The organism is Nannocystis exedens (assembly GCF_002343915.1).
GTDB lineage: Bacteria > Myxococcota_A > Polyangia > Nannocystales > Nannocystaceae > Nannocystis > Nannocystis exedens.
On sequence record NZ_NETK01000001.1, the window covers coordinates 5,086,301 to 5,105,819 of the forward strand.

At 71.4% G+C, this 19,519-nt stretch carries 15 protein-coding genes, 3 tRNA genes and 1 other RNA gene; 10 read left to right on the forward strand and 9 right to left on the reverse strand.

Annotated features, from left to right (window positions below):
• Nucleotides 1-265: 265 nt before the first annotated feature.
• Nucleotides 266-1,000 (forward strand): hydroxyacylglutathione hydrolase, encoded by a 735-nt coding sequence (gene gloB / locus NAEX_RS19995; protein WP_096333668.1) that lies wholly within the window; start codon nt 266-268, stop codon nt 998-1,000.
• A 58-nt stretch (nt 1,001-1,058) separates the two neighbouring features.
• Here gloB and ffs read toward each other — a convergent pair.
• The 3 genes from ffs to NAEX_RS20010 all read right to left on the reverse strand — a co-directional run bounded on the left by ffs (nt 1,059) and on the right by NAEX_RS20010 (nt 1,394).
• An RNA gene (gene ffs / locus NAEX_RS20000) (signal recognition particle sRNA small type) lies at nt 1,059-1,154 on the reverse strand.
• A gap of 20 nt (nt 1,155-1,174) precedes the next feature.
• Nucleotides 1,175-1,259 (reverse strand) — tRNA-Ser (locus NAEX_RS20005).
• Between the two features lie 50 nt (nt 1,260-1,309).
• Nucleotides 1,310-1,394: transfer RNA gene (locus NAEX_RS20010), tRNA-Ser, on the reverse strand.
• A gap of 162 nt (nt 1,395-1,556) precedes the next feature.
• Between NAEX_RS20010 and NAEX_RS20015 the strand changes: the two genes are divergently transcribed.
• Nucleotides 1,557-3,602 carry a thioredoxin domain-containing protein gene (locus NAEX_RS20015; protein ID WP_096329087.1) on the forward strand — a complete coding sequence of 682 codons (2,046 nt, stop codon included), beginning with the start codon at nt 1,557-1,559 and terminating at the stop codon, nt 3,600-3,602.
• Between the two features lie 17 nt (nt 3,603-3,619).
• Nucleotides 3,620-3,901: a hypothetical protein gene (locus tag NAEX_RS20020; RefSeq protein ID WP_096329088.1), complete on the forward strand. Its 282-nt coding sequence runs from the start codon at nt 3,620-3,622 to the stop codon at nt 3,899-3,901.
• 295 nt (nt 3,902-4,196) lie between these two features.
• Here the strand turns inward: NAEX_RS20020 and NAEX_RS20025 are convergent.
• A tRNA-Ser gene (locus NAEX_RS20025) sits at nt 4,197-4,283 on the reverse strand.
• Nucleotides 4,284-4,329: 46 nt separating this feature from the next.
• Nucleotides 4,330-7,353, reverse strand: coding sequence for a tetratricopeptide repeat protein (locus tag NAEX_RS20030; RefSeq protein ID WP_096329089.1), 3,024 nt, complete (start codon nt 7,351-7,353; stop codon nt 4,330-4,332).
• A 423-nt stretch (nt 7,354-7,776) separates the two neighbouring features.
• Here NAEX_RS20030 and NAEX_RS20035 point away from each other — a divergent pair, with 423 nt between their 5' ends.
• Together NAEX_RS20035 and NAEX_RS20040 are read left to right on the forward strand one after the other, a co-directional pair.
• On the forward strand, nt 7,777-9,045 hold the full coding sequence (locus tag NAEX_RS20035; RefSeq protein WP_096329090.1) for an HD domain-containing protein: 1,269 nt from the start codon (nt 7,777-7,779) through the stop codon (nt 9,043-9,045).
• Between the two features lie 61 nt (nt 9,046-9,106).
• Nucleotides 9,107-9,733, forward strand: a complete 627-nt coding sequence (locus NAEX_RS20040; protein ID WP_096329091.1) for a tRNA-uridine aminocarboxypropyltransferase — start codon at nt 9,107-9,109, stop codon at nt 9,731-9,733.
• Nucleotides 9,734-10,019: 286 nt separating this feature from the next.
• Here the strand turns inward: NAEX_RS20040 and NAEX_RS20045 are convergent, their stop codons facing one another.
• Genes NAEX_RS20045 through NAEX_RS20060 form a run of 4 tightly spaced genes read right to left on the reverse strand, consistent with a single transcriptional unit; the run spans nt 10,020 to nt 13,658 of the window.
• Entirely contained in the window at nt 10,020-11,693 is a 1,674-nt protein-coding gene (locus NAEX_RS20045) for a hypothetical protein (protein ID WP_143825596.1), read from the reverse strand.
• A 58-nt stretch (nt 11,694-11,751) separates the two neighbouring features.
• Nucleotides 11,752-12,129, reverse strand: a complete 378-nt coding sequence (locus NAEX_RS20050) for a hypothetical protein (protein ID WP_096329093.1) — start codon at nt 12,127-12,129, stop codon at nt 11,752-11,754.
• Between the two features lie 14 nt (nt 12,130-12,143).
• A complete protein-coding gene (locus tag NAEX_RS20055; RefSeq protein WP_170135858.1) occupies nt 12,144-12,914 on the reverse strand; it encodes an ATP-binding cassette domain-containing protein in 771 nt (256 codons plus the stop codon).
• A 9-nt stretch (nt 12,915-12,923) separates the two neighbouring features.
• Nucleotides 12,924-13,658 (reverse strand): ATP-binding cassette domain-containing protein, encoded by a 735-nt coding sequence (locus NAEX_RS20060; protein ID WP_096329095.1) that lies wholly within the window; start codon nt 13,656-13,658, stop codon nt 12,924-12,926.
• A 153-nt stretch (nt 13,659-13,811) separates the two neighbouring features.
• Here NAEX_RS20060 and NAEX_RS20065 point away from each other — a divergent pair, with 153 nt between their 5' ends.
• From NAEX_RS20065 to NAEX_RS20085, 5 genes are all read left to right on the forward strand, one after another.
• Nucleotides 13,812-14,636, forward strand: coding sequence for an energy transducer TonB (locus NAEX_RS20065; RefSeq protein ID WP_100792896.1), 825 nt, complete (start codon nt 13,812-13,814; stop codon nt 14,634-14,636).
• Between the two features lie 36 nt (nt 14,637-14,672).
• Nucleotides 14,673-15,356 carry a MotA/TolQ/ExbB proton channel family protein gene (locus NAEX_RS20070; protein WP_096329097.1) on the forward strand — a complete coding sequence of 228 codons (684 nt, stop codon included), beginning with the start codon at nt 14,673-14,675 and terminating at the stop codon, nt 15,354-15,356.
• Nucleotides 15,331-15,780, forward strand: coding sequence for an ExbD/TolR family protein (locus NAEX_RS20075; RefSeq protein ID WP_096329098.1), 450 nt, complete (start codon nt 15,331-15,333; stop codon nt 15,778-15,780). The genes NAEX_RS20070 and NAEX_RS20075 overlap by 26 nt, the downstream gene beginning before the upstream one ends.
• 2 nt (nt 15,781-15,782) lie before the next feature.
• The gene (locus tag NAEX_RS20080) at nt 15,783-16,214 is read left to right on the forward strand and encodes an ExbD/TolR family protein (RefSeq protein WP_096329099.1); all 432 of its coding nucleotides are present in this window, start codon (nt 15,783-15,785) and stop codon (nt 16,212-16,214) included.
• Between the two features lie 256 nt (nt 16,215-16,470).
• Nucleotides 16,471-19,506: a TonB-dependent receptor gene (locus NAEX_RS20085; RefSeq protein WP_096329100.1), complete on the forward strand. Its 3,036-nt coding sequence runs from the start codon at nt 16,471-16,473 to the stop codon at nt 19,504-19,506.
• Nucleotides 19,507-19,519 lie beyond the last annotated feature (13 nt).

The window sequence follows — 19,519 nt, forward strand, 5'->3', positions numbered from 1 at the left end:
CACGAGCGCACGAACTCGTGCGCTCGTTTTCGCGAGGCGGGCAGACTGTCTCGAGGGACAGGCGTGGCGAGCTCGATCGAGCGAACTCGGCGGCTCACGAACACCTGTCCCGGGGGACAGGGGACGAAGAGCGCCGTCGAGTCGGGACGGCCGACAGCGCGCGCCGAGCTCGGGTCTGGCGGCCCCGGCCGTACCATCCTCGAGGATGACCCAAAAGACAGCTCTGCTTGAGCTCGCGGGTGGGCTCCGCTAAGACATCGGGGTGCTGACCATCGAGCCCGTCCCGTGCCTGCGTGACAACTACGCCTATCTGCTGCGCGATCCGGAGACCGGCGACGTCTGGTTGGTCGATCCTTCCGAGGCGGAGCCGCCGGCGCGGGCGGTCGCGGCGGCGGGCGGGCGGCTACGGGGGATCCTCGCCACCCATCACCATCACGACCACGTCGGCGGCATCGACGAGCTCGTGGGGGAAGGCGTGTGGGTGGCAGGGCATGCCAGCGATCGCGGCCGGATCCCCGGGCAGACCGAGTTCGTCGAGGCGACTACCGACACGTGGCACGACACGGGTCTCGTGCTCGGCGGGCGGCGGTTGTTGGGGCTGCACATCCCCGGGCACACGCGGGGCGCGATCGCCTGGCGGCTGGTCGGGGAGGGTGGCGAGCCCGACGACGTGTTCACCGGTGACACCCTGTTCGCCGCCGGCTGTGGTCGCCTGTTCGAAGGGACACCCGCGCAGATGCACAAGAGCCTGCAGCAGCTTGCGGCGCTGGACCCGTCGACGCGGCTATGGTTCGGCCACGAGTACACGGCGGGCAACCTGCGCTTCGCCGCGGTGGTCGAGCCCGACAATCGGGCGGTCGCCGAACGAGCCGCGGCGTTGCCGGGCCGCACGACGCCGACCACGGTGGCGGACGAGCGGGCCACCAACCCGTTCGTCCGTGCCGGCTCGGTCGAGGAGCTGGCGGCGCGCCGGCAGGCGAAGGACGAGTTCCGCGGCTGAGCCTGCCTCGACGACGCGAGTTCGGGTCCGGGGGACCGCGAGTTCGCCGCGCACAGAACCAAAAAAAGCGCCCCGAACACCCGTTCTCTCGCTACCGTTGCTACCTTCCGGTCCTGGCGGGGTTTACGAGAGAGCCGTCGCTCGGGGCATAAGTGCCGGTTGTTGAGGCCGGTGCGGAGAGGGTGGGATTCGAACCCACGGTGGGTTGCCCCACACAAGATTTCCAATCTTGCACCTTAGACCACTCGGACACCTCTCCGGGTGTTCTGGCTTGTTGTGCTGTGGGGCGTCGTCTCGGAGAAAAGTTTGCGGAGAGGGTGGGATTCGAACCCACGGTGACTTTCGCCACACCAGATTTCGAGTCTGGCACCTTCGACCACTCGGACACCTCTCCAGGTGGCGGGGCGCGGACATTACCAGAATTTTTAAAAGGGTCCAGCCCTCGGAGGCGGGAAGCGAGCGGCCTGGGAGGACCTCCGGCGCGCGGGGGCGTGAGGAACGGCGCACGCCGGGGGACCGGCGCCCGGGCGAGGAGCACGCACACTCCAGACCGGCCATGAACCGCCTCGCGCAATCCAAGAGCCCCTATCTCCGGCAGCACGCGGAAAACCCGGTCGACTGGTACCCGTGGGGCGACGAGGCGCTCGCGCGCGCCCGCCGCGAGGACAAGCCGATCTTGCTGTCGGTCGGCTACAGCGCCTGCCACTGGTGCCACGTCATGGCCCACGAGTCCTTCGAGGACGCCGAGACCGCGGCGCTGATGAACGCGAACTTCATCAACATCAAGGTCGACCGCGAGGAGCGGCCCGACATCGACGAGATCTACCAGAAGGTCGTGCTGCTGATGGGGCAGGGCGGCGGCTGGCCGCTGACCGTGTTCCTGACCCCCGACCACCGCCCGTTCTACGGCGGCACCTACTTCCCGCCGGTCCCCAGCTACGGCCGGCCCAGCTTCCGCCAGCTTTTGCTCGCGCTCACGGACCTGTGGAAGAACCGGCGCGACGACGTCGAGGGCCAGGCCGAGCAGCTGCTCGAGGGGATCCGCGAGCTCTCCACCGGCGAGCGGGACGGCGAGGGCGCGCTCGTCGGGCCCGAACCGCTGGCGACGGCCGCCCGCGACCTGCTCGCCCGCATCGACCGCGAGTGGGGCGGGTTCGGCCGCCAGCCCAAGTTCCCCAACGCGACCGGCCTCGAGGTCCTCATGCTGCAGAACCGGGCCGATGGGACAGGTTCGGACGAGCTGCTGCTGACGCTCGAGAAGATGTGGCGCGGGGGGATCTACGATCACCTCCGCGGCGGCTTCGCCCGCTACGCGGTCGACCGCGTGTGGCTGGTGCCGCACTTCGAGAAGATGCTGTACGACAACGCCCTGCTGCTCGGGCTGTACGCCGACGCCAGCCTGCGCTGGCCCGAGCACGGGTTTTTGCGCCGGGTCGTGCGCGAGACGGTCGCCTACCTCGAGACCGACATGCGCGGCCCCGCGGGCACCTTCTACGCCGCCACCGACGCCGACAGCGAGGGCGTCGAGGGCAAGTACTTCTGCTGGACGCCGGCCCAGCTCGAGGAGGTGCTCGGCAACCGCGACGACGCCGCCTTCTTCGCCGCGGTCTACGGCGTCGACCCGCGCGGCAACTTCGAGCACGGCATGTCGATCCTCCACCTCGCCCAGCCGCCGGCGCAATTCGCCCGCGCCCTCGGCACGACCGAGGAAGCGCTCGAGGTCCGCCTCGCGCCGCTGCGCGCCAAGCTGCTCGCAGCCCGCTACCAGCGCGTCCCGCCGCTGCGCGACGACAAGATCCTCACCTCCTGGAACGGGCTCCTGATCTCCGGCCTCGTCCGCGGCGCCGCGGCCGCCGGGCAGTGGGGCGAACCGGAGCTGCAAGCGCGCTGCCTCGCGCTGGCGACCGCGGCCGCGCGCCGCCTGCTCGACGCCCACGTCGGCGCCCACGGCGAGGTCATGCGCGTCGACTTCGACGGCGTCGTGCATACCCGCGGCTACCTCGAGGACGTCGCGTTCCTCGCCCGCGCCTGCCTCGACCTCCACGAGGCCACGCTCGACCTCGCGTGGCAGAACGCCGCCGCCGAGCTGGCTCGCTACGCGCTGGCGCACCACGCGGTGTCCGGCGGCGTCGGCTTCCACGTCACTGCGGACGACGCCGAGCGGCTGATCGAGCGCACCGAGTCGCAGCACGACTCGGCGATCCCGAGCGGCCTCGGGGTGATGGTCGAGGTGCTGCTGCGGCTCGACCTCGGCGGCGTCGCCCCGGCGGGGGCGCGTGCGGCCGCGGAGGCGTGCCTCGAGCGGCAGGGAGGCGCGGCGATCCGCCAGCCGTTCGCGTTCGCCAGCCTCATCACCGCCGCGCAGTTCGCGGCCCCGGAGGCGGCCCACGTCACCCTGCGCGGCCCTTCGCCGGACGCCGTCGCCGAGCTCGCGCGCACCGTCGCGGCGGCCCGGCCGGGCATGCGCGCGCGCATGGCCGTGAGCTTCGAGGCCGCCGAGGGTCCGCCGGCGGCGCTGGTCTGCCGGAACCAGGTCTGCAGCGTGCCGATCCACGCCCCCGAGGCGCTGCGGACGGCGCTGCTCGGCGAGGCTTCGCGGTAGACTCGGGCCGCCCGACCATGCCCTACGTCGAGTACGCCTGCGAAGGCCGCCTGCTGTTCCGCACCGAGACCACCGAGGACGTGCAGTTCGTCCCCCGGATCCACGAGGTCGTCGTCATCGACGACGTGCCGTACCAGGTCGTCGACGTCGAGTACTGGGCCCGCCGGCTCGGCTCGACCGACCGCCGCCTGGTCTGCCCCACCGTCTACGTCGTGCCGATCGCCGGCGTCGAGTGGGAGCAGCGGCTCGAGCGCCGGGTGCCCCGCAGCAAAGAGGGCAAGCCGCCCACGCGCTACTGACCTTTCTGACATGTCCTCCGAGACATGCTTCATCGGACATGCTCTGCAAAACATGTCCGTAAATTTCCACACGGGAGGAAGGGCTCTCGGGCCGCGCAACGGCAGTCTCGTGTGGCATGTCCGACCGGGCATGCCCTCCAGGGCATGTCTGCAGTTCGCAGAGCGAAGGCGAGACTTCGGGTCCGCGCCACGGCAGGTCCGGCGGAGCGTGCTCTCGAGACCGGGTCTCGCGGGGCGAGAAGCCCGTGCGAGCATTCTTTTAAAAAGGGTCCGGGGGGACAGGAGAGCGAAGTAGCGGAGGAGGAGGGATTCGAACCCTCGGTGCCCTTGCGGACACGGCGGATTTCAAGTCCGCTGCCTTAGACCGCTCGGCCACTCCTCCGGCGGGGCCGCGAGTATCGGCAAGCCGGGGCCGCGCGTAAAGGGCCTCAGGGGGCGCGGGCGAGGCGAACCAGCGCGCGCTCCGCCTCGCGCCGGCCGGGCGCGGGCGCGGGCGCCAGGCGCAGGAATTCCTCGTAGGCCGTGCGGCTGGTGGCCACGTCCCCGTGAGCCTCCGCGGCGCGCGCCAGCCACAGGTGCGCCTCGGGCAGCCAGGCCGTCCCGGGGGCGGCCCCACGGACGGCCCGGCCGAGGCTGACGGCGGCCTCGGCGTCGAGCTGCAGGTCGTGTTCGCAGCGGCCGAGCCAGTAGTGCGCCTCCGTGAGGTTCGGGGCGAGCGTCACGGCGCGCTGGAGCTGGCGGCGGGCCTCCTCGAAGTTGCCGCGCTCGTACTGGGCCTGGCCGAGCGCCACGAACGCGGCCGGGAACGCCTCCGTCGCCCGCGTCACCGCGCTGAGCTCGGTCACCGCCTCCTGCGCGCGGCCGAGCTGCAGCAGCGCGCGGCCGTACAGATAGCCGGCCTCGTGGAGCGTGGGCGCGAGCTGGTGCGCGCGGCGATAGGCCGGGAGCGCGTCCTGGAGGCGACCGGTGCGCTCGGCGATCTTGCCGGCGATGAGCTCGACGTCCGCTTGGGGCTGGGGAGGCCGGCTGAGCCGCAGCTCGGCCTGCGCCAGCGCCGGCTCGCCGCGCTCCAGCAGCACCTTCGCCTTCAGCAGGTGCCCCTCCCACGAGTCCGGCGAGCGCAGCAAGATCTGGTCGGTCAGCGACTCCGCCGCCTCGACCGCCGCCTGGGCCAGCCGCAGGCGCGCGATCGCCAGCACCACCTCGTCCGGCGCCCGCACGTCGCTGAGGTGCGGCTGCACCATCGCCTCGAGCGCGCGCAGCTCACGTGACCGAATGTACAGCCGGCTCAACGGCCCGATCAGCCCGGCGAACCCCCCGGTGCGCTCGTAGACCGCCAGCAGGTCGACGCGCCCGGCGTCGCTGCGCGGCGTGTCGATCACCAGCGTCCCGCGACGCAGCTGCGCCGCGTTGTCGTCGGGGTCGCGCGCCAGCGCGGCGTCGAGCGTCGCCACCGCATCCTCGCGCCGGCCCAGCTCGACCAGCACGTTGGCCTTCGCCAGCGCCAGCGCCCGCAGGTCGGGCCGCGCGCGCTCGGTCGGGTCGCGGCTGCGCTTCGCCAGCAACCCCTCGAGCAGGTCCAGCGCCTCGTCGCGCGGCCGCACGCGGGCGTACTCGACCGCCGCGCGCACGTGAGGCGGCTCGGCCTTGGCGGCCGCCTCGAAGTGGTGCGCCGCCTCGTCGACGTTGCCCGTGAGCAGGGCCAGGCGGCCGCGCAGGAACATCGACTCGATCAGCGTCGGCGTCTCGGCCGCCAGCTTCTCGATCGCCCGCAACGCCGCGCTCTCGTTGCTCGCCCGCAGCGCCAGCTCGGCCTGGAGGACCTGCGCCTCGAGGTCGTCCGGCGCGTCGCGCAGGCGCGCCGTCAGGCCCTGCTGCGCCCGCGCCAGCTCGTCCGCCTCGATCAGCACCCGCAGCGACGCGTGCACCACCTCCGGGTCGCGCGGCGCCAGCTTGATCGCCTCGTCGGCCCAGTACACGCTGCGCGACACCTCGACCGACGAGGCCGCCACCCGGGCGTGACGCACCAGCACCCGGGCTTGATGCATGTCGCTCACCCCCGGCTCGCGCACCAGCGCCTCGAGCCGCTTGCGCGCCTCTGCCAGGCGCCCGCGGGCGATCAGCGCGTCGACCAGCAGCAGCTCGAGCGCCGGTCGCTGCGGCTGGCGGTCGGTCGCGTCGCGCAGCGGGTCGAGCGTCGCCTGGCGATCCTTCGCCAGCTCGGTCGCGAACATCAGCCAGCGGGCCGCCTGGTCACCTGGCCGTAAGGACATGGCCTCGGAGGCATAGTCGGCCGAGGCCGCGTAGTTGCCGGCGGCCAGCGCCAGCAGCCCGCGGTAGAGCGCCACCCCCGGCTCGGTGCCCGTGGCCAGCAGCCCCTGCGCCAGCGCCGGATCGCCGTCGGCCATCGCGGCGAGGGCACGGATCCGCCCGGCGCGGAGGTCTTCGCGCGGGGCGGTCGTCGTCAGCCACGACTTCGCCTGGGCCGCGCGCACCGGATCGGGCCCGTAGCGCAGGTGGATCCGCAGCGCCGCCTCGGCGCGTCCGAGCGGGTCCTCGGTCTGCTCCGCGACCGCCATCGCCGCCAGGTAGCCCTCCATCGAGTCGTCGTCGAACAGCGCCGCCAGCCGTTCGTCGCGCTCGCGGATCGCCGCCGGGTCGGACAGCACCTTGGCCGCGTACGACCCGGCCACCAGCGACACCTCTTGCGTGCGGCTGTAGTAGAACCAGAAGCTCGCCACCAGCGCCGCGAACAGGCCGAGCAAACCCACGTAGGCCAGCGGGCCCGGCTCCGGCGTCGTCGGCGTCAGCACCACCGTCGGCCGCCGCGACTGCAGGTGCGGCCGCGGCGGGGGCAGCGGCGCGTCGGGCTGCGTCGGCAGCTCGCGCGTCTCGGACTTGATGTCCGCGAGGTCGACCTCCACGTCGTCGTGGCGTGGCACCGCGCGGACCACCGACGACATCTCGTTGAGGTGCGGCAGGTCGAGCTCGGCGCTGTTCTCGAGGTCGCGGCTGTCGATCACCGCCGGCACCACCACCCGCGGCGGCACCGTGATCCGCGGCAGCGTGAACGGCCGCGTCGTCGACACCGGCGCCGGCAGGTCGTCTTCGCCGCTGCCCGCCTCCGGCGACGGCTGCGACGGCGGCCGCGACGTGGGCGCGCTCGGGGCGTCGCTGCGCTCGCTCGGCGGCCGGTCGCCGACCAGCGTCGGCGGCACGAAGAACCCCGAAAGCGACGCGTTCGCCGGCGTCTTGCGGATGCTGCCGATCGGCGTGCCCGGCAGCGGCAGCGAGGTCAGCCGCGGCAAGATCACCCGGCCCGGCTCCTCGGGCGGCGCCTGCGTCGGCGTGCCGCAATTCGGGCAGCGTTCGAACGTCATCCCGGCCTCGAACACGAACGCGCACTTGCGGCACGCGGGCGAGTTGGGCGGCGTGGCGGGCGAATCGGCCATGAACGACGGCGGGCAGGATAACACGCCGCCTCGGCCCCGATCGCCGCCCGCGGCCCCGCCGAGGCCGGCGCTGCTCGCTCGCGAGACTTGCTTCACGGCCCCGCGGATCCCTCCGCCTTCAGGCACGCGCTCGCTGCGGCCCCAGCCGCAGCCCCGCGAGCCTTCGCTCCCGTGCGCCGGGTTCAATCAAGCGCTCGCCGGTCCCCCCGAGCCGGCCCCCTGACCTTCCAGCTCCCCGTGCGCCAGGCCCTTCGACCATGCGCTCGCCGGTCGACCCCGCGACCTTTTGCCTCCCGTGCGCCGGCCCCTTCGACCGCGTTCGCGGTCGCCCGCGAGCCCTTCGCGCCCGCCAGTGCCTTCCACCACTTCCTCGCCGGGCTCGCCGGATCGCCAGCCGCCCGCGCCTGCAGTAGGCTCCGCGCGATGCTCCTGCGCGATCCCGTGCATGGCCTGATCTCTTTCAGCGGCGCCACCGCCCGCCTCGTCACGCGGCTGCTCGACTGCGCCGAGGTCCAGCGCCTGCGACGGATCCGCGCGCTCGGTCTCGCCGCGCTCGCCTTCCCCGGCGGCGAGCACTCGCGCTTCGCCCACGCCGTCGGCGCCATGCACGTCATGCAGCGCTACCTCGATCGGGTCCGCACCCTCGCGCAGGAGCTCCCGCCGCACGATCGGATCGACGACGACTGGGCCCACGTCGCCCTCGCCGCCGCGCTGCTGCACGACCTCGGGCACGGCCCGCTGAGCCACACCTTCGAGGCCGTCCTGCCGGGCGCCCCGCGTCACGAGGTGTGGACCTCGCGGATCTTGCTCGACCCCGACACGCAGGTCCACCGCGTGCTCGCCGAGCTCGACCCGACCGCGCCGACGCTCGTCGAGCGATTGATCCACGGGCAAGGGCCGATCGGTCACCTCGCGCGCGCCGTCTCCGGCACCTTCGACGTCGACCGCTGCGACTACCTCATGCGCGACAGCTACATGACCGGCGTGCGCTACGGCCTGCTCGACGTCGACTGGTTGCTCGCCTCGCTGCGGCTCTACGTCCCCGAGGGCTCGACCTCCGCGCGGCTCGCCGTCGACGGCGAGAAGGGCCTCACCGCCGTCGAGGGCTTCTTCCTCGCCCGCCTCTACATGTACCGCCAGGTCTACCTGCACAAGGCCGCGCGCGCCGCCGAGATGATGATCCGCGCCCTCTTCCGCCGCCTGTGCGAGCTCGGCCCCGAGCCCGGCACCCCGCCTGTCCTCGAGGACTTGTTGCGCGGCCGCGACGTCCACGTCCACGACTACCTCCGCCTCGACGACCACGCCCTCGCCGAGGCGCTCGCCGCCTACGGCCGCAGCGCCGACCCCGTCCTGCGCGACCTCGCCGACGGCCTCGTCGGCCGGCGCCTCTTCAAGACCTTGCGGCTCGGCCCGCAGGTCGACTCTGCCGAGGCCGAGCGCCGCCTCGCCGAGGTCTTCGCCGGCGAGGGCGTCGCCCCCGCCTACCTCGGCGCCATCGACCGCGTCGAGATCGACGCCTACACCGACGACGAGGCGCTCATGGTCCTGCGCGGCGGCGGCCGCGTCCAGCGCCTCCTCGACGCCTCCCCCTTGCTCCGCGGCCTCGCCCGCGAGCGCTTCGTCCACCACCGCGCCGTCTTCCCGCCCGCCCTGCGCGCCCGCGTCTCGACCGCCCTCGCGGACATGACCTGAAGGACCTGCTCCATCGAGCCTGTCCTATCGAGCCTGTCCCATTCGACCTGCCCTCACCAACATGTCCTCGCGTAAGAGCTCTCGTCCGCGCTGCCCCGTCTGCGGCCTCCACCTCGAGCGGTGCCTGTGCGCCGAGCTGCCGGTCCTCGACCTGCCGACCCGCTTCGTCTTCGTCCAGCACAACCGCGAGCGCCACAAGCCGACCAGCACCGGCCGGGCGGCGGCCGCGGCCCTGCGCGCGCCGATCCTCTGGTACGGGGCCCAGAACGAGGCGATGGAGACCGGCCCGCTCACCGAGCCCGACCTCGACTACGTGGTCCTCTTCCCCGCCGACGACGCCCAGGTCGCCGGCCCCGAGCTGCTGCAGACCGCACCCGGTCGCCGGCGCTGCGTCGTCATCCTCGACGGCACCTGGCACCAGTGCTCGCGCATGGCCCGGCGCGCCGCCCACGTCGCCGACTTTCCAAAGGTGTCCCTTCCGCCAGGTGGTCCCTCGCGCTGGGGCATCCGCCACGCGCCGCGGCCCGAGGCCGTCTGCACCTTCGAGGCCGCCACCCGCCTCGTCGAGCTCCTCCACGGCCCCGACGTCGCCCGCCCGATGGAGCGCTTCTTCCTCGAGCTGACCGCCCGCATGCACGCCCAGCGCGGCTCCCTCCCGCCCGGCCACGACGACGACGACGACGACTGAGCCCCCGGCGTCGCGCCGGACTGAGCGCGAGCGAAATCGAGGCAAGACGCGAGCGCGCGTCGGCGCCCGCGGGCGCGACCCATAGCGAAGTCGAGGACGCCGCGTGTCGGTGCCCGTGAGCGTGGGCCCTCGAGCGAAGCCTGGGCCGGCGTCGCGTGGCGGTGCCCGCGAGCGCAGGCCCTCGAGCGAATTCGAGGACGGCTGGCGTCGCCTGCGAGCGCGACCGGCCCGGCGAGCGGCGAAGCGCCGCGCCGGCACCGCTCACGCGCAGCCCGGCATCCTCTTATTACTCCGCGCCGCGGGCTCGCGCCGCCGCCAGCGCCTTCCAGTCCGGCACCCCGGGCTGCAGCCGCGGCACCGGCACCGGCAGCCCGTCCACGCCGCGGACCACGTCGACCCCCACGTGCTCGCGGATCGACTTGCGCGACCCGCTGCGCGCCTGCACCGGCAAGCGGGCCACGTACACCCCCGAGCGCTCGCCGTCCCTGATCGAGTAGCTGATGAGCCCGTCTTCCTCGCCCCAGCGCGTGTCGACCGAGGTCGCGTACACGTGCCCGTCGACGAACCGCTCCTCGCCCGTCGCCAGATCGATCACGATCAGATCGCTGAGCCAGTCGCCGCCGATGTCGACCGGACTGAGGACGCGATCGTCTCCCAGCCGGCTCATGTAATCGGTCACGCGCTTGGCGATCTGCGTCGGCTCGCCGTCGAACGGCACCCGCCACATCGGCCCCTGGTCGCGGAAGCCGCCCTCGATGCAGCACGGCTTGGCCTCGTACGCCACCATGCCGTCGTCTTCGACCCACTGGAGCCGCATCTCTCGCTCGAACAGCTGCCGCGACGTGCCCGCCCTCAGGTCGAACAGCTTATAATATGCGTCGAAGAGGGAGCTGCCGAGCAGGCGCCCGTCGTCGAGCTTCGCGTTGAAATCCAGGTCCCCCGGCACGTCGAAGAAGTCGAGCTCGGGTAGGAAAAAGACGCGCTGCGGGTCGCGGTGGACGTAGCCGAGGCCGATCTGGACGATCCCGGCGTCGGCCATGGACAGCGGGAACCTGCTGAACTCCAGCGAAGTCCGGGCCAGCAGCGCGTCGGTGCCGGTCGACAGGTCCCGCAAGAACATGTCGCCTTCGGGGTTGTAGGCATCGCCGCCGGTGAGGGTCGCGTCCTGCCAGAGCAGCCAGCGCCCGTCCCGGGACGTCTCCACCCCGCGCACGTTCTCCACGAACGGCGCCACCGAGCGGTCCGCCAGGTCGACGCGCATCAGCGTTCCTTCCGCGTCGAGCGCCAGCACGAAGTCCGGAAAGGTGCGGATCGAGTTGGCCACGATGCCGACGCCGCCGCGCCCCGTCGAAGTGATACGGACGTTGTCGAGCAGCACCACCGGCTCCGACGTCTGGGTCAGCGGGTCGTCGGGGTAGGGGGTGAGCATCAGCGCCCCGAAGTCCTCGTCGTGCTCGGCGATCGAGAGCATCCCGTAATCCGTCCAGCGCAGCGCGCAATCCCCATAGGCCTCCGGGTCGCTGGCGAACACCACGTGCGGCTCGCGTGTACCGAGCGGATCGACGCTGACGACCTCCGCCGTCTCCTCGTCACAGCCCAGCACCACCTCCGGCCAGCGCTCGAGCGTGATGATCTTGTCGACACCGCGAGCGACCATCACCGGCGACTCGCCGCACAGCCCGGTCGACCACACCTCGGGCTCGCTCGTCTCCGGGAAGAGCTGCTTCTCCCCACCCGGCCCGATGCGATACGTGACGAACAACAGCCGGTCGCCGACCCGCGTCGCCCAGCTCCAGGTGTTGTGGACCTGGCGGTCGGGCGCGAGCGGCAGGATCCGGAACGGCCCGGTCTGGCCGCACACCTCTTCGAACTCCTCCTGCGCGATCGGCTCGGGCCCGCAGCTCGTGCAAGTCAGCACCGCGCCGATGCAACCAATCGCTGCTCCGATGCGCCTCATCATTCTGCTTAAATAGCTCCACCCGCCGCGCCGCGCCCATCGGAAATTCTCGCAGCCCCCTTCAGCGATAGATGCGCGTCTCCTCCTCGTGCAGCGTCAGGTACGTGAACACCGTCCAGTCGGCGGCCACCAGCCCCGTGACCACGCGGCAAGCGACCACGGTCCCGGTCAGCGCGCGCGTCGGCCGGACCGACGACGACATCTCGAGCACCCGCGGCGAGCTCGGCCCCAGGTGGTCCCGGGCCTCGCGCTTGAACAGCCACTCCGGCGCGTACTCGATCCCCGTATCGAGGTCGCGGATCAGCGGCATGTCGAGCTGTTCGCTGTACTCCACGCTGAAGAAGCCCGTGTCGCGCTCGAAGAACTGCAGCTCCACCCGGTGGCCGACGGGGATCGGCGCGGCGTGGTGGAATACGTAGACGACCGGCTCGGTCCCCATCCCGCGATCCTCTATCAGAGCCGCGGCGCCGCGTCGACGAGCGCCCGGGTAGCCGCGGCCTGCGGGGCGGCCAGCACCGTCGCCACCGGCCCGGCCTCGACCGGGCGGCCGTCCGCCAGCACCAGCACCCGATCCACCGTGCCTGGCAGAAAGGACAGGTCGTGGCTGATCATCATCAGCCCGATCCCCGAGGACCGCAGCGAGCGCAGCAGGTCGACGATCGTCCAGGCGACCGGCCGGTCGAGCGCGCTCGTGATCTCGTCGACGATCAGCAGCTCCGGCTCCGCCGCCAGCGCCCGCGCGATCGCGGCCCGCTGCCGCTGCCCGCCGCTCAGCGCTCCGGGCAGCCGGTCGAGCAGCTCCGGCCCCAGCGCCACCCGCTCGAGCAACGCCGCGAGCCGCGGGTCGTCGCGCGTGAACCGATCGCGCCGCGCCAGCAGGCGCGCCTCCGCGATGCTGCGGCGGATCGGCAGGTTCGGGTCGAGCGCCGTCGCCGGGTCTTGCCATACCAGCTGCACCCGCGCCCGCAGCTCCGCCCACGCCGCGCGCGGCGCCCCGACCAGCTCGCGCCCTGCCATCGTCAACGACCCGGCGAGCTCCGGCTCGAGCCCGACCAGCGCGCGCGCCAGCGTCGACTTCCCCGAGCCCGAGCGCCCGATCACCCCCAGCCCCGCGCCCGGCCCCAGCTCGAGGTCGACTCCGAGCAGCCGCGCCCCGACCGTCAACCCGCGCCCGACGAGCATGTCTCTTAAAACATGCTCCGATGGACCTGGCGAAAACAACATGTTCATAAGTTATCCTCGGCGCGCCACCGCCACCATCACCGCCGTGGTCGGATCGGGCGGCGCGGCCAGCAGCTCGGCCAGCGGACCGTGCGCGACCATCCGCCCGCGGTCCAGCACGATCGCTCGCGGGCAGCAGCGGGCCACCCGGGCCAGGTCGTGCGACACCAGCACCAGCGCGACCTGCTCGGCCGCGCAGCGTTTGACCAGCAAGTCGACCAGCTCGGCCTGGCTCACGCAGTCGAGCGAGGCCATCGGTTCGTCGGCGAGCAGCACGGCAGGGCGGCAGGCGAGGGCGAGGGCGAGGGCCACCCGCTGAGCCTGCCCGCCGCTCAGCGCGTGCGGGTGGCGGTCGACGAACTCGTGGGACAGGCCGACCTCGGCGAGGCGCTCGCGCGGACGGCTGTCCGTGCCGTGCAGCACACAGACCTCGCGAAGTTGCTGGCCGACGGTGCGCATCGGGTCGAGGCTGGCGGCCGCGGCCTGGGGCACCAGCGCGAGCCCGCGGCCGCGGAGCCTCGCGAGCGCCGGGCGGTCGGCGAGCGGCACCCGGCGCTCGTCCCAGAACAACGTCCCGGTCACCGTCGCCTGCGCCGGAGCGAGTCCCAGCAGGCAGCGCAGCACCAGGCTCTTGCCGGCCCCCGACGGTCCCAGCACGGCCAGCGCCTCGCCGCCGGAGAGCGAGAAGGACACCGCTTCGAGCAGCGTTCGTCCGTCGATCGTGCAGCCGAGGCCGTCGACTCGCATCACGCCGAGCGTAGCGCGCACGCGGCCGGCTGTCCGATGTGACAGCCAGGAAACGCGTGAGAATACAAGTCACCGCCCTGGGCGATGTCACAGAGATGGAACATTCGCGACATCGGGCTGCAAAGCCTGTTCGTCATAAACCGTCGCGTCCCGATGTTCCACGGCTTCGACCCCTCGACCCGCGATCAGGTGTTCGTGCGCCGGAACAAGCGGGCGATCGTCCTGGCCCTGTTCGGCCATATGTTGGTGATCGGCACCTGGGCCTGGCGCGACCGCCTGCGCGAGCCCGAGGTCGCCGTCGTCCTCGAGCCCGAGATCAAGGACTTCGCCGTCGACGAGCAGCCCGAGCCGGAGGTGGAAGAAGAGCCGCCCCCGCCTCCGCCGCCCGACGTGCCGAAGCCGCAGCCGCAGGCCAAGCCGAAGCCCAAGCCGAAGCTCGAGCCGCCGAAGGTGATCCCGGAGGGTCCGCCGCCGGAGCAGGCCGCGCCGAGCGCGGACAAGAACTTCGGGACAGGTGAACCCGGGCAGGGGAGCGGTCAGCCGAAGAAGGCCGACAAGCCGCCGCCGCCGAAGAAGCCCGACCCGCCGCCGAAGAAGCCCGACCCGCCGAAGAAGGTCGAGGAGCCGATCGACCCGACCAAGCCTGTCGACCGGCCGGAGCGGGCCAGCGTGCCGACGCCGGACCCGGGCAACAAGATGCCCGACTACCCCGGCGAGCTGCGCGACGCCGGCATCGAGGGCGAGGTCGTGCTCAAGCTGCACGTCCACCGCGACGGCACCGTCAAGGGCGCCAAGATCTTGCGAGCCACCAACACGGCCTCCGGCGACGAAGAGAAGACGAACGCCGAGAAGCTGTTCAAAGCCGCCGTCATCGGCGCCGTCAAGGGGTGGAAGTACACCCCGTCCAAGCTCGACGGCGAGCCGATCTCGGTTTGGATCATCGTCAACTTCCCCTTCAAGCTCACCGGCGGCGGATGACGCGCGCGAGCAGCCAACACTGAGAGGACCTGAGTCATGGAGCTGTCACTGTTCGAGATCTGGGAAAGCATGAGCCTCCTCTCCCGCCTGGTGGCGATCTCGCTGCTGGGCATGGGTGTGGCCAGCTTCGCGGTCATCATCGAGCGCACCTGGGTCTTGCGCCGCACCGACCGCGAGTCGATGGAGTTCGCCAGCAAGTCGCGCTCGCAGTTCGCCGACGGCGACATCGCCGGCGTGCTCGAGCTGGCCCGCCGGTTCACCCGCAACCCGCTCGCGCGCCTCACCGCCATCGGCGTGCAGACCTTCCAGGCCAACGAGCACAAGGACGGCGGCCCGTCCGCCGCCGCCGAGCTGACCCGCCGCGAGCTCGCGCGCAAGCTCGAGCTCTACAGCGCCGAGGGTCGACGCGGCATGGGCATGCTCGCCTCGATCGGCTCGACCGCCCCGTTCATCGGCCTGTTCGGCACCGTCATCGGCATCATCGTCGCCTTCCAGGGCATCGCCTCCGCGGGCGGCGGCGGCATCGCGGCGGTCTCCGCCGGCATCGCCGAGGCGCTGATCGTCACCGCGGTCGGCCTCATCGTCGCCATCACCTCGGTGCTGTTCTTCAACTACCTGTCGGGCCGCTTCGACCGCCTCGACATGCAGATGCAGCACGCCGCCGGCGAGCTGATCGACTACCTGGAGGGCGCCCATGGGCATGGCGGTCGAGACCGGTAAACCCGGTAAAGGGCCGAAGCCCAGCATCAACGTCACCCCGCTGGTCGACGTCGTCCTCGTGCTGCTGATCATCTTCATGCTCATCATCCCGAACATGCAGGATGACAAGCCGATCGAGCTGATCAACGTCATGTTCCCGGACAAGGACGCCGACAGCAAGGAAGAGCCGCTCGTCGTCACCATCGACCGCAACGAGGTCTACACGGTCGAGGAGCAGGACATGGCGCGCGAGCAGGCGATCGGCCTGCTGAAGGAAGTGTACGCCAGGAGCCCCAAGCGCAAGGTGCTGCTGCGCGGCGACGCCAAGGTGCCGTACAAGGCCGTGCGCACCTTCTTCAAGGACGTGCAGGACATCGGCTTCGGCGGCGTCTCGCTGGCCGTCGGCGCCCAGCGCAAGTGGGACGGCGGCGGAGAGGTGGACTAGCCATGGGTGCCAGCCTCAACACCGGCTTCAAGAAGGCCAAGGTCCAGCCCGAGATGAACGTCACCCCGCTGGTCGACGTCGTCCTCGTGCTGCTCATCATCTTCATGGTCCTCGCGCCCGTGATGGCCAAGAGCTTCTGGGTCCGCCTGCCGCCGAAGGACGACAAGGAAGAGCAGCTCGACCAGGCCAACGACCCTGACAAGCCGCTCGTGCTCAGCGTCGCCGCCGACGGCAAGACCGCGATCAACAAGATCGAGGTCGACCGCGCCGAGCTGACCGAGAAGCTGACGCGCATGTTCAACGCGCGCCCGGACAACTCCCTGTACCTCGACGCCGCCGACGACACCGAGTACGGCATGGTGCTCGGCGCCGTCGACCTCGCCCGCGGCGCCCAGGCGTTCCCGATCGTCATCCTCACCACGAAGCCCGAGTGAACCCGCCGTGACTTCTTGGTGACAGCCGAGCCGCCCCCCTTGGGCGGCTCTTTCGTTTCCAGTACAACCCCCGCGCGGCCGACTGGGTCGCCATCAACACATCGAGATCTGGATCGCCATGTTCTTGCGACGTTGCAAGAGCCCGGCCCTGCTGTCGCTACTGGCAGCGGTCGGCGCTGGAGTCTGTGCGCGTACCGTTCGGGCCGAGGGTCCCCGTGATTACGAGGGCCCGACCGGCTTCGACAAGGATGGCACCGTGATCGAGCAACCCGCCCCGGGCCAGCCGCCCGCGGACGGCGAGCAACCGGCCGAGGAGCAGCCGGCCGAGCAACCCGCGGAGCAACCCGCGGAGCCGCCGGCCGAGCAGCCCGCCAAGGCGCCGCCCGCCGAGGAGGAAGAGGAGGGCGGCTGCGCCGAGGACGACGGCTTCTGCGTCGAGGACCTGACGAACGACGAGGAGGCGCTCAAGAAGGAGATGGCGCCGAAGAAGCAGGTCAAGGTCGCCGGCGACGCCGGCACGATCAAGGGCCGGATCCTCGACGCCAGCAGCGGTTCGCCGCTCATCGGCGTCGGCGTCGCCGTGGTCGGCACCGACTACAAGACCAAGACCGACATCAACGGCGAGTACGAGCTGTCCGTCCCGCCAGGGACCTACCAGGTCCGGATCTCCTACGACGCCTACGAGGGCATGACGATCTCGGGCGTCGCCGTCGCCAAGGATCAGAGCGAGTCGATCAACCGCGAGCTCAAGCCGATCGCCGGCATGACCCAGACCGTGGTGGTCAAGGCCGAGATCAACAAGGAGAGCGCGGCGGGCAAGCTCGTCGAGCGCAAGAAGGCCGCCAGCGCGCGCGACGTCATGAGCCGCGACGACATCCGCAAGTCGGGCGGCGGCTCGGCCTCGGCGGTGGCGCGGCGGATCGTCGGCACCACCGTCGTCGGCGACCGCTTCATCTTCGTCCGCGGCCTCGGCCACCGCTACGGCAACACCCTCCTCGACGGCGCCCGCCTGCCGAGCCCCGACCCCAACCTGCGCACCGTCCCGCTCGACATCATCCCCTCGGGCGCGCTGTCGGCGATCAACGTGCAGAAGACCGCCACGCCCGACGTCCCGGCCGACTTCGCCGGCGCCTCGGTCCAGCTCGAGACGCGCGAGACGCCGGACAAGCTGTACTTCGCGGTCGACGCGCGCGTGGGCGCCAACACGGCCACGACCTTCCGCGACGCCAACACCGGCAACCACTTCGCCGGCGACAACGCCACCTTCGGCAACCTCGGGCGCGGCCTGTCGGACAGCTTCGACACCGCGCGGCCGATCCGCCCGACGGAGATCGAGGGCGGCAAGCCGGTGTACTCGGCCGAGCAGCTCGAGCGGTTCGGCGAGGGCCTGCCGTCGACGCAGACCACGATCGGCACCAAGACGGCGATGCCGAACTTCGGCGCCGGCGTGCAGCTCGGCAACACCTTCAGGCCGTGGGGCACGCGGCTCGGCTTTCTCACCGCGCTGCAGTACTCGAACGTCCACCAGACGCTGCGCGAGACCCACCGGATCTACAGCGTCACCGGCGACCAGAACACCGGCTACACCCTCGACACCGAGCAGCCGACGGTCCGCTGGGAGGGCGTCAAGACGACCCAGAACGTCCAGGGCTCCGCGCTCGCGCTGATCAAGTGGAACTTCAACAAGGACCACCGGCTCGAGCTCACGGCCGTCTACACCCGCGACGCCGACAACGAGGCGCGCGCGCTCACCGGCAACGCGCGCAACACCAGCGCCACCGAGAACACCACCAGCCTCAACACTCGTTTGCGCTACATCATGCGCTCCGTGGTGTTCACGCGCCTCGGCGGGCGCCACACCTTCGAGGGCGCCAAGGGCCTCACCCTCGACTGGTTCGGCAGCTACGCGCAGGCGCGTCAGGACGACCCGCTGCTGCGCGAGATGTTCTTCAACAACATCGGCGGCGACTACCAGGTCGCGCCGAACGAGGCCGGCAAGTTCCAGTTCTTCAAGCTGGTCGACAACACCGGCACCGGCGCGCTCAACCTGACCATGCCGTTCAAGCAGTGGCGCGGCCTCGACGCGCGCGTCAAGGCCGGCGGGTGGGTCGAGGCGCGGCAGCGGCAGTTCGACGCTCGCACCCTCGACCTCGAGCCTCGCGGCTGGACCGGCGGGCTGCCCTCGGGCTCGGGCAACATCTTCACCAAGGACACCATCGGCGGCGGCGTGCCGATGAATCAGGGCGGCACCGAGCCGTTCGTGATCAACGAGATCACCCGCCCCGGCGGCCAGGACGGCTACAAGGGCTCGCAGCAGATCTACGCCGGCTACGCCATGCTCGACCTGCCGTTCACGCGGTGGTTCCGGCTCGTCGGCGGAGCCCGCTTCGAGGCCAGCAACATCAACGTCTCGCCGTACAGCCCGTACAACCCGAACGCCGACCCGGCCTACCGCGCCGCGCTCCGCGACCGCCAGGTCCTGCCGTCCGGCAGCCTGATCTTCTCGCCGCGCAGCGACATGAACATCCGCCTCGCCGGCGCCCAGACGGTCGCCCGCCCCGAGATGCGCGAGCTGTCGAAGTTCCTGTTCGTCGACTTCGCCGGCGGCTTCGGCGTGCAGGGCAACCCCGACCTCAGGAGCACCAAGATCTGGAACGCCGACCTGCGCTGGGAGTGGTTCCCGAGCGCCAACGAGGTCATCGCCGCCAGCGTCTTCTACAAGTACTTCGACAGCCCGATCGAGCGCGTCATCGCCACCTTCCCGCGGGTCCAGACCTACCGCAACGCGACTCTGGCGCAGAACGTCGGCGTCGAGCTCGAGCTGCGCAAGAACCTGTCGTTCATCCACCGCGACGCCCGCGACTTCTCGATCGGGGCCAACTTCGCCTACATTCACTCGCGCGTCGAGATCCCCGCGCCCGTGCCCGGCGACCCGCTCAACGCCCTCACCTCGACCAACCGTCCGCTCGAGGGCCAGTCGCCGTTCGTGGTCAACGCCTACTTCGCCTACGACAACGACAAGTCGGGCACCAACGTGCGCCTGCTCTACAACACCTTCGGCCGCCGGATCGCGTTCGTCGGCGCCAACCGCCTGCCCGACGTCTACGAGAAGCCGATCCACACCCTCGACTTCGCCATGTCGCAGCGGGTCTACAAGGGCCTGAGCCTCAGCTTCATGGCGCTCAACATGCTCAACTGGCGCCAGACCTATGTGCAGGGCCCGTTGGACGCCGTGTTCTATCAGACCCGCAAGGGCGTCTCCTTCATCCTCGGCCTCAGCTACAGCATGTGACGGTGAAAGGGCG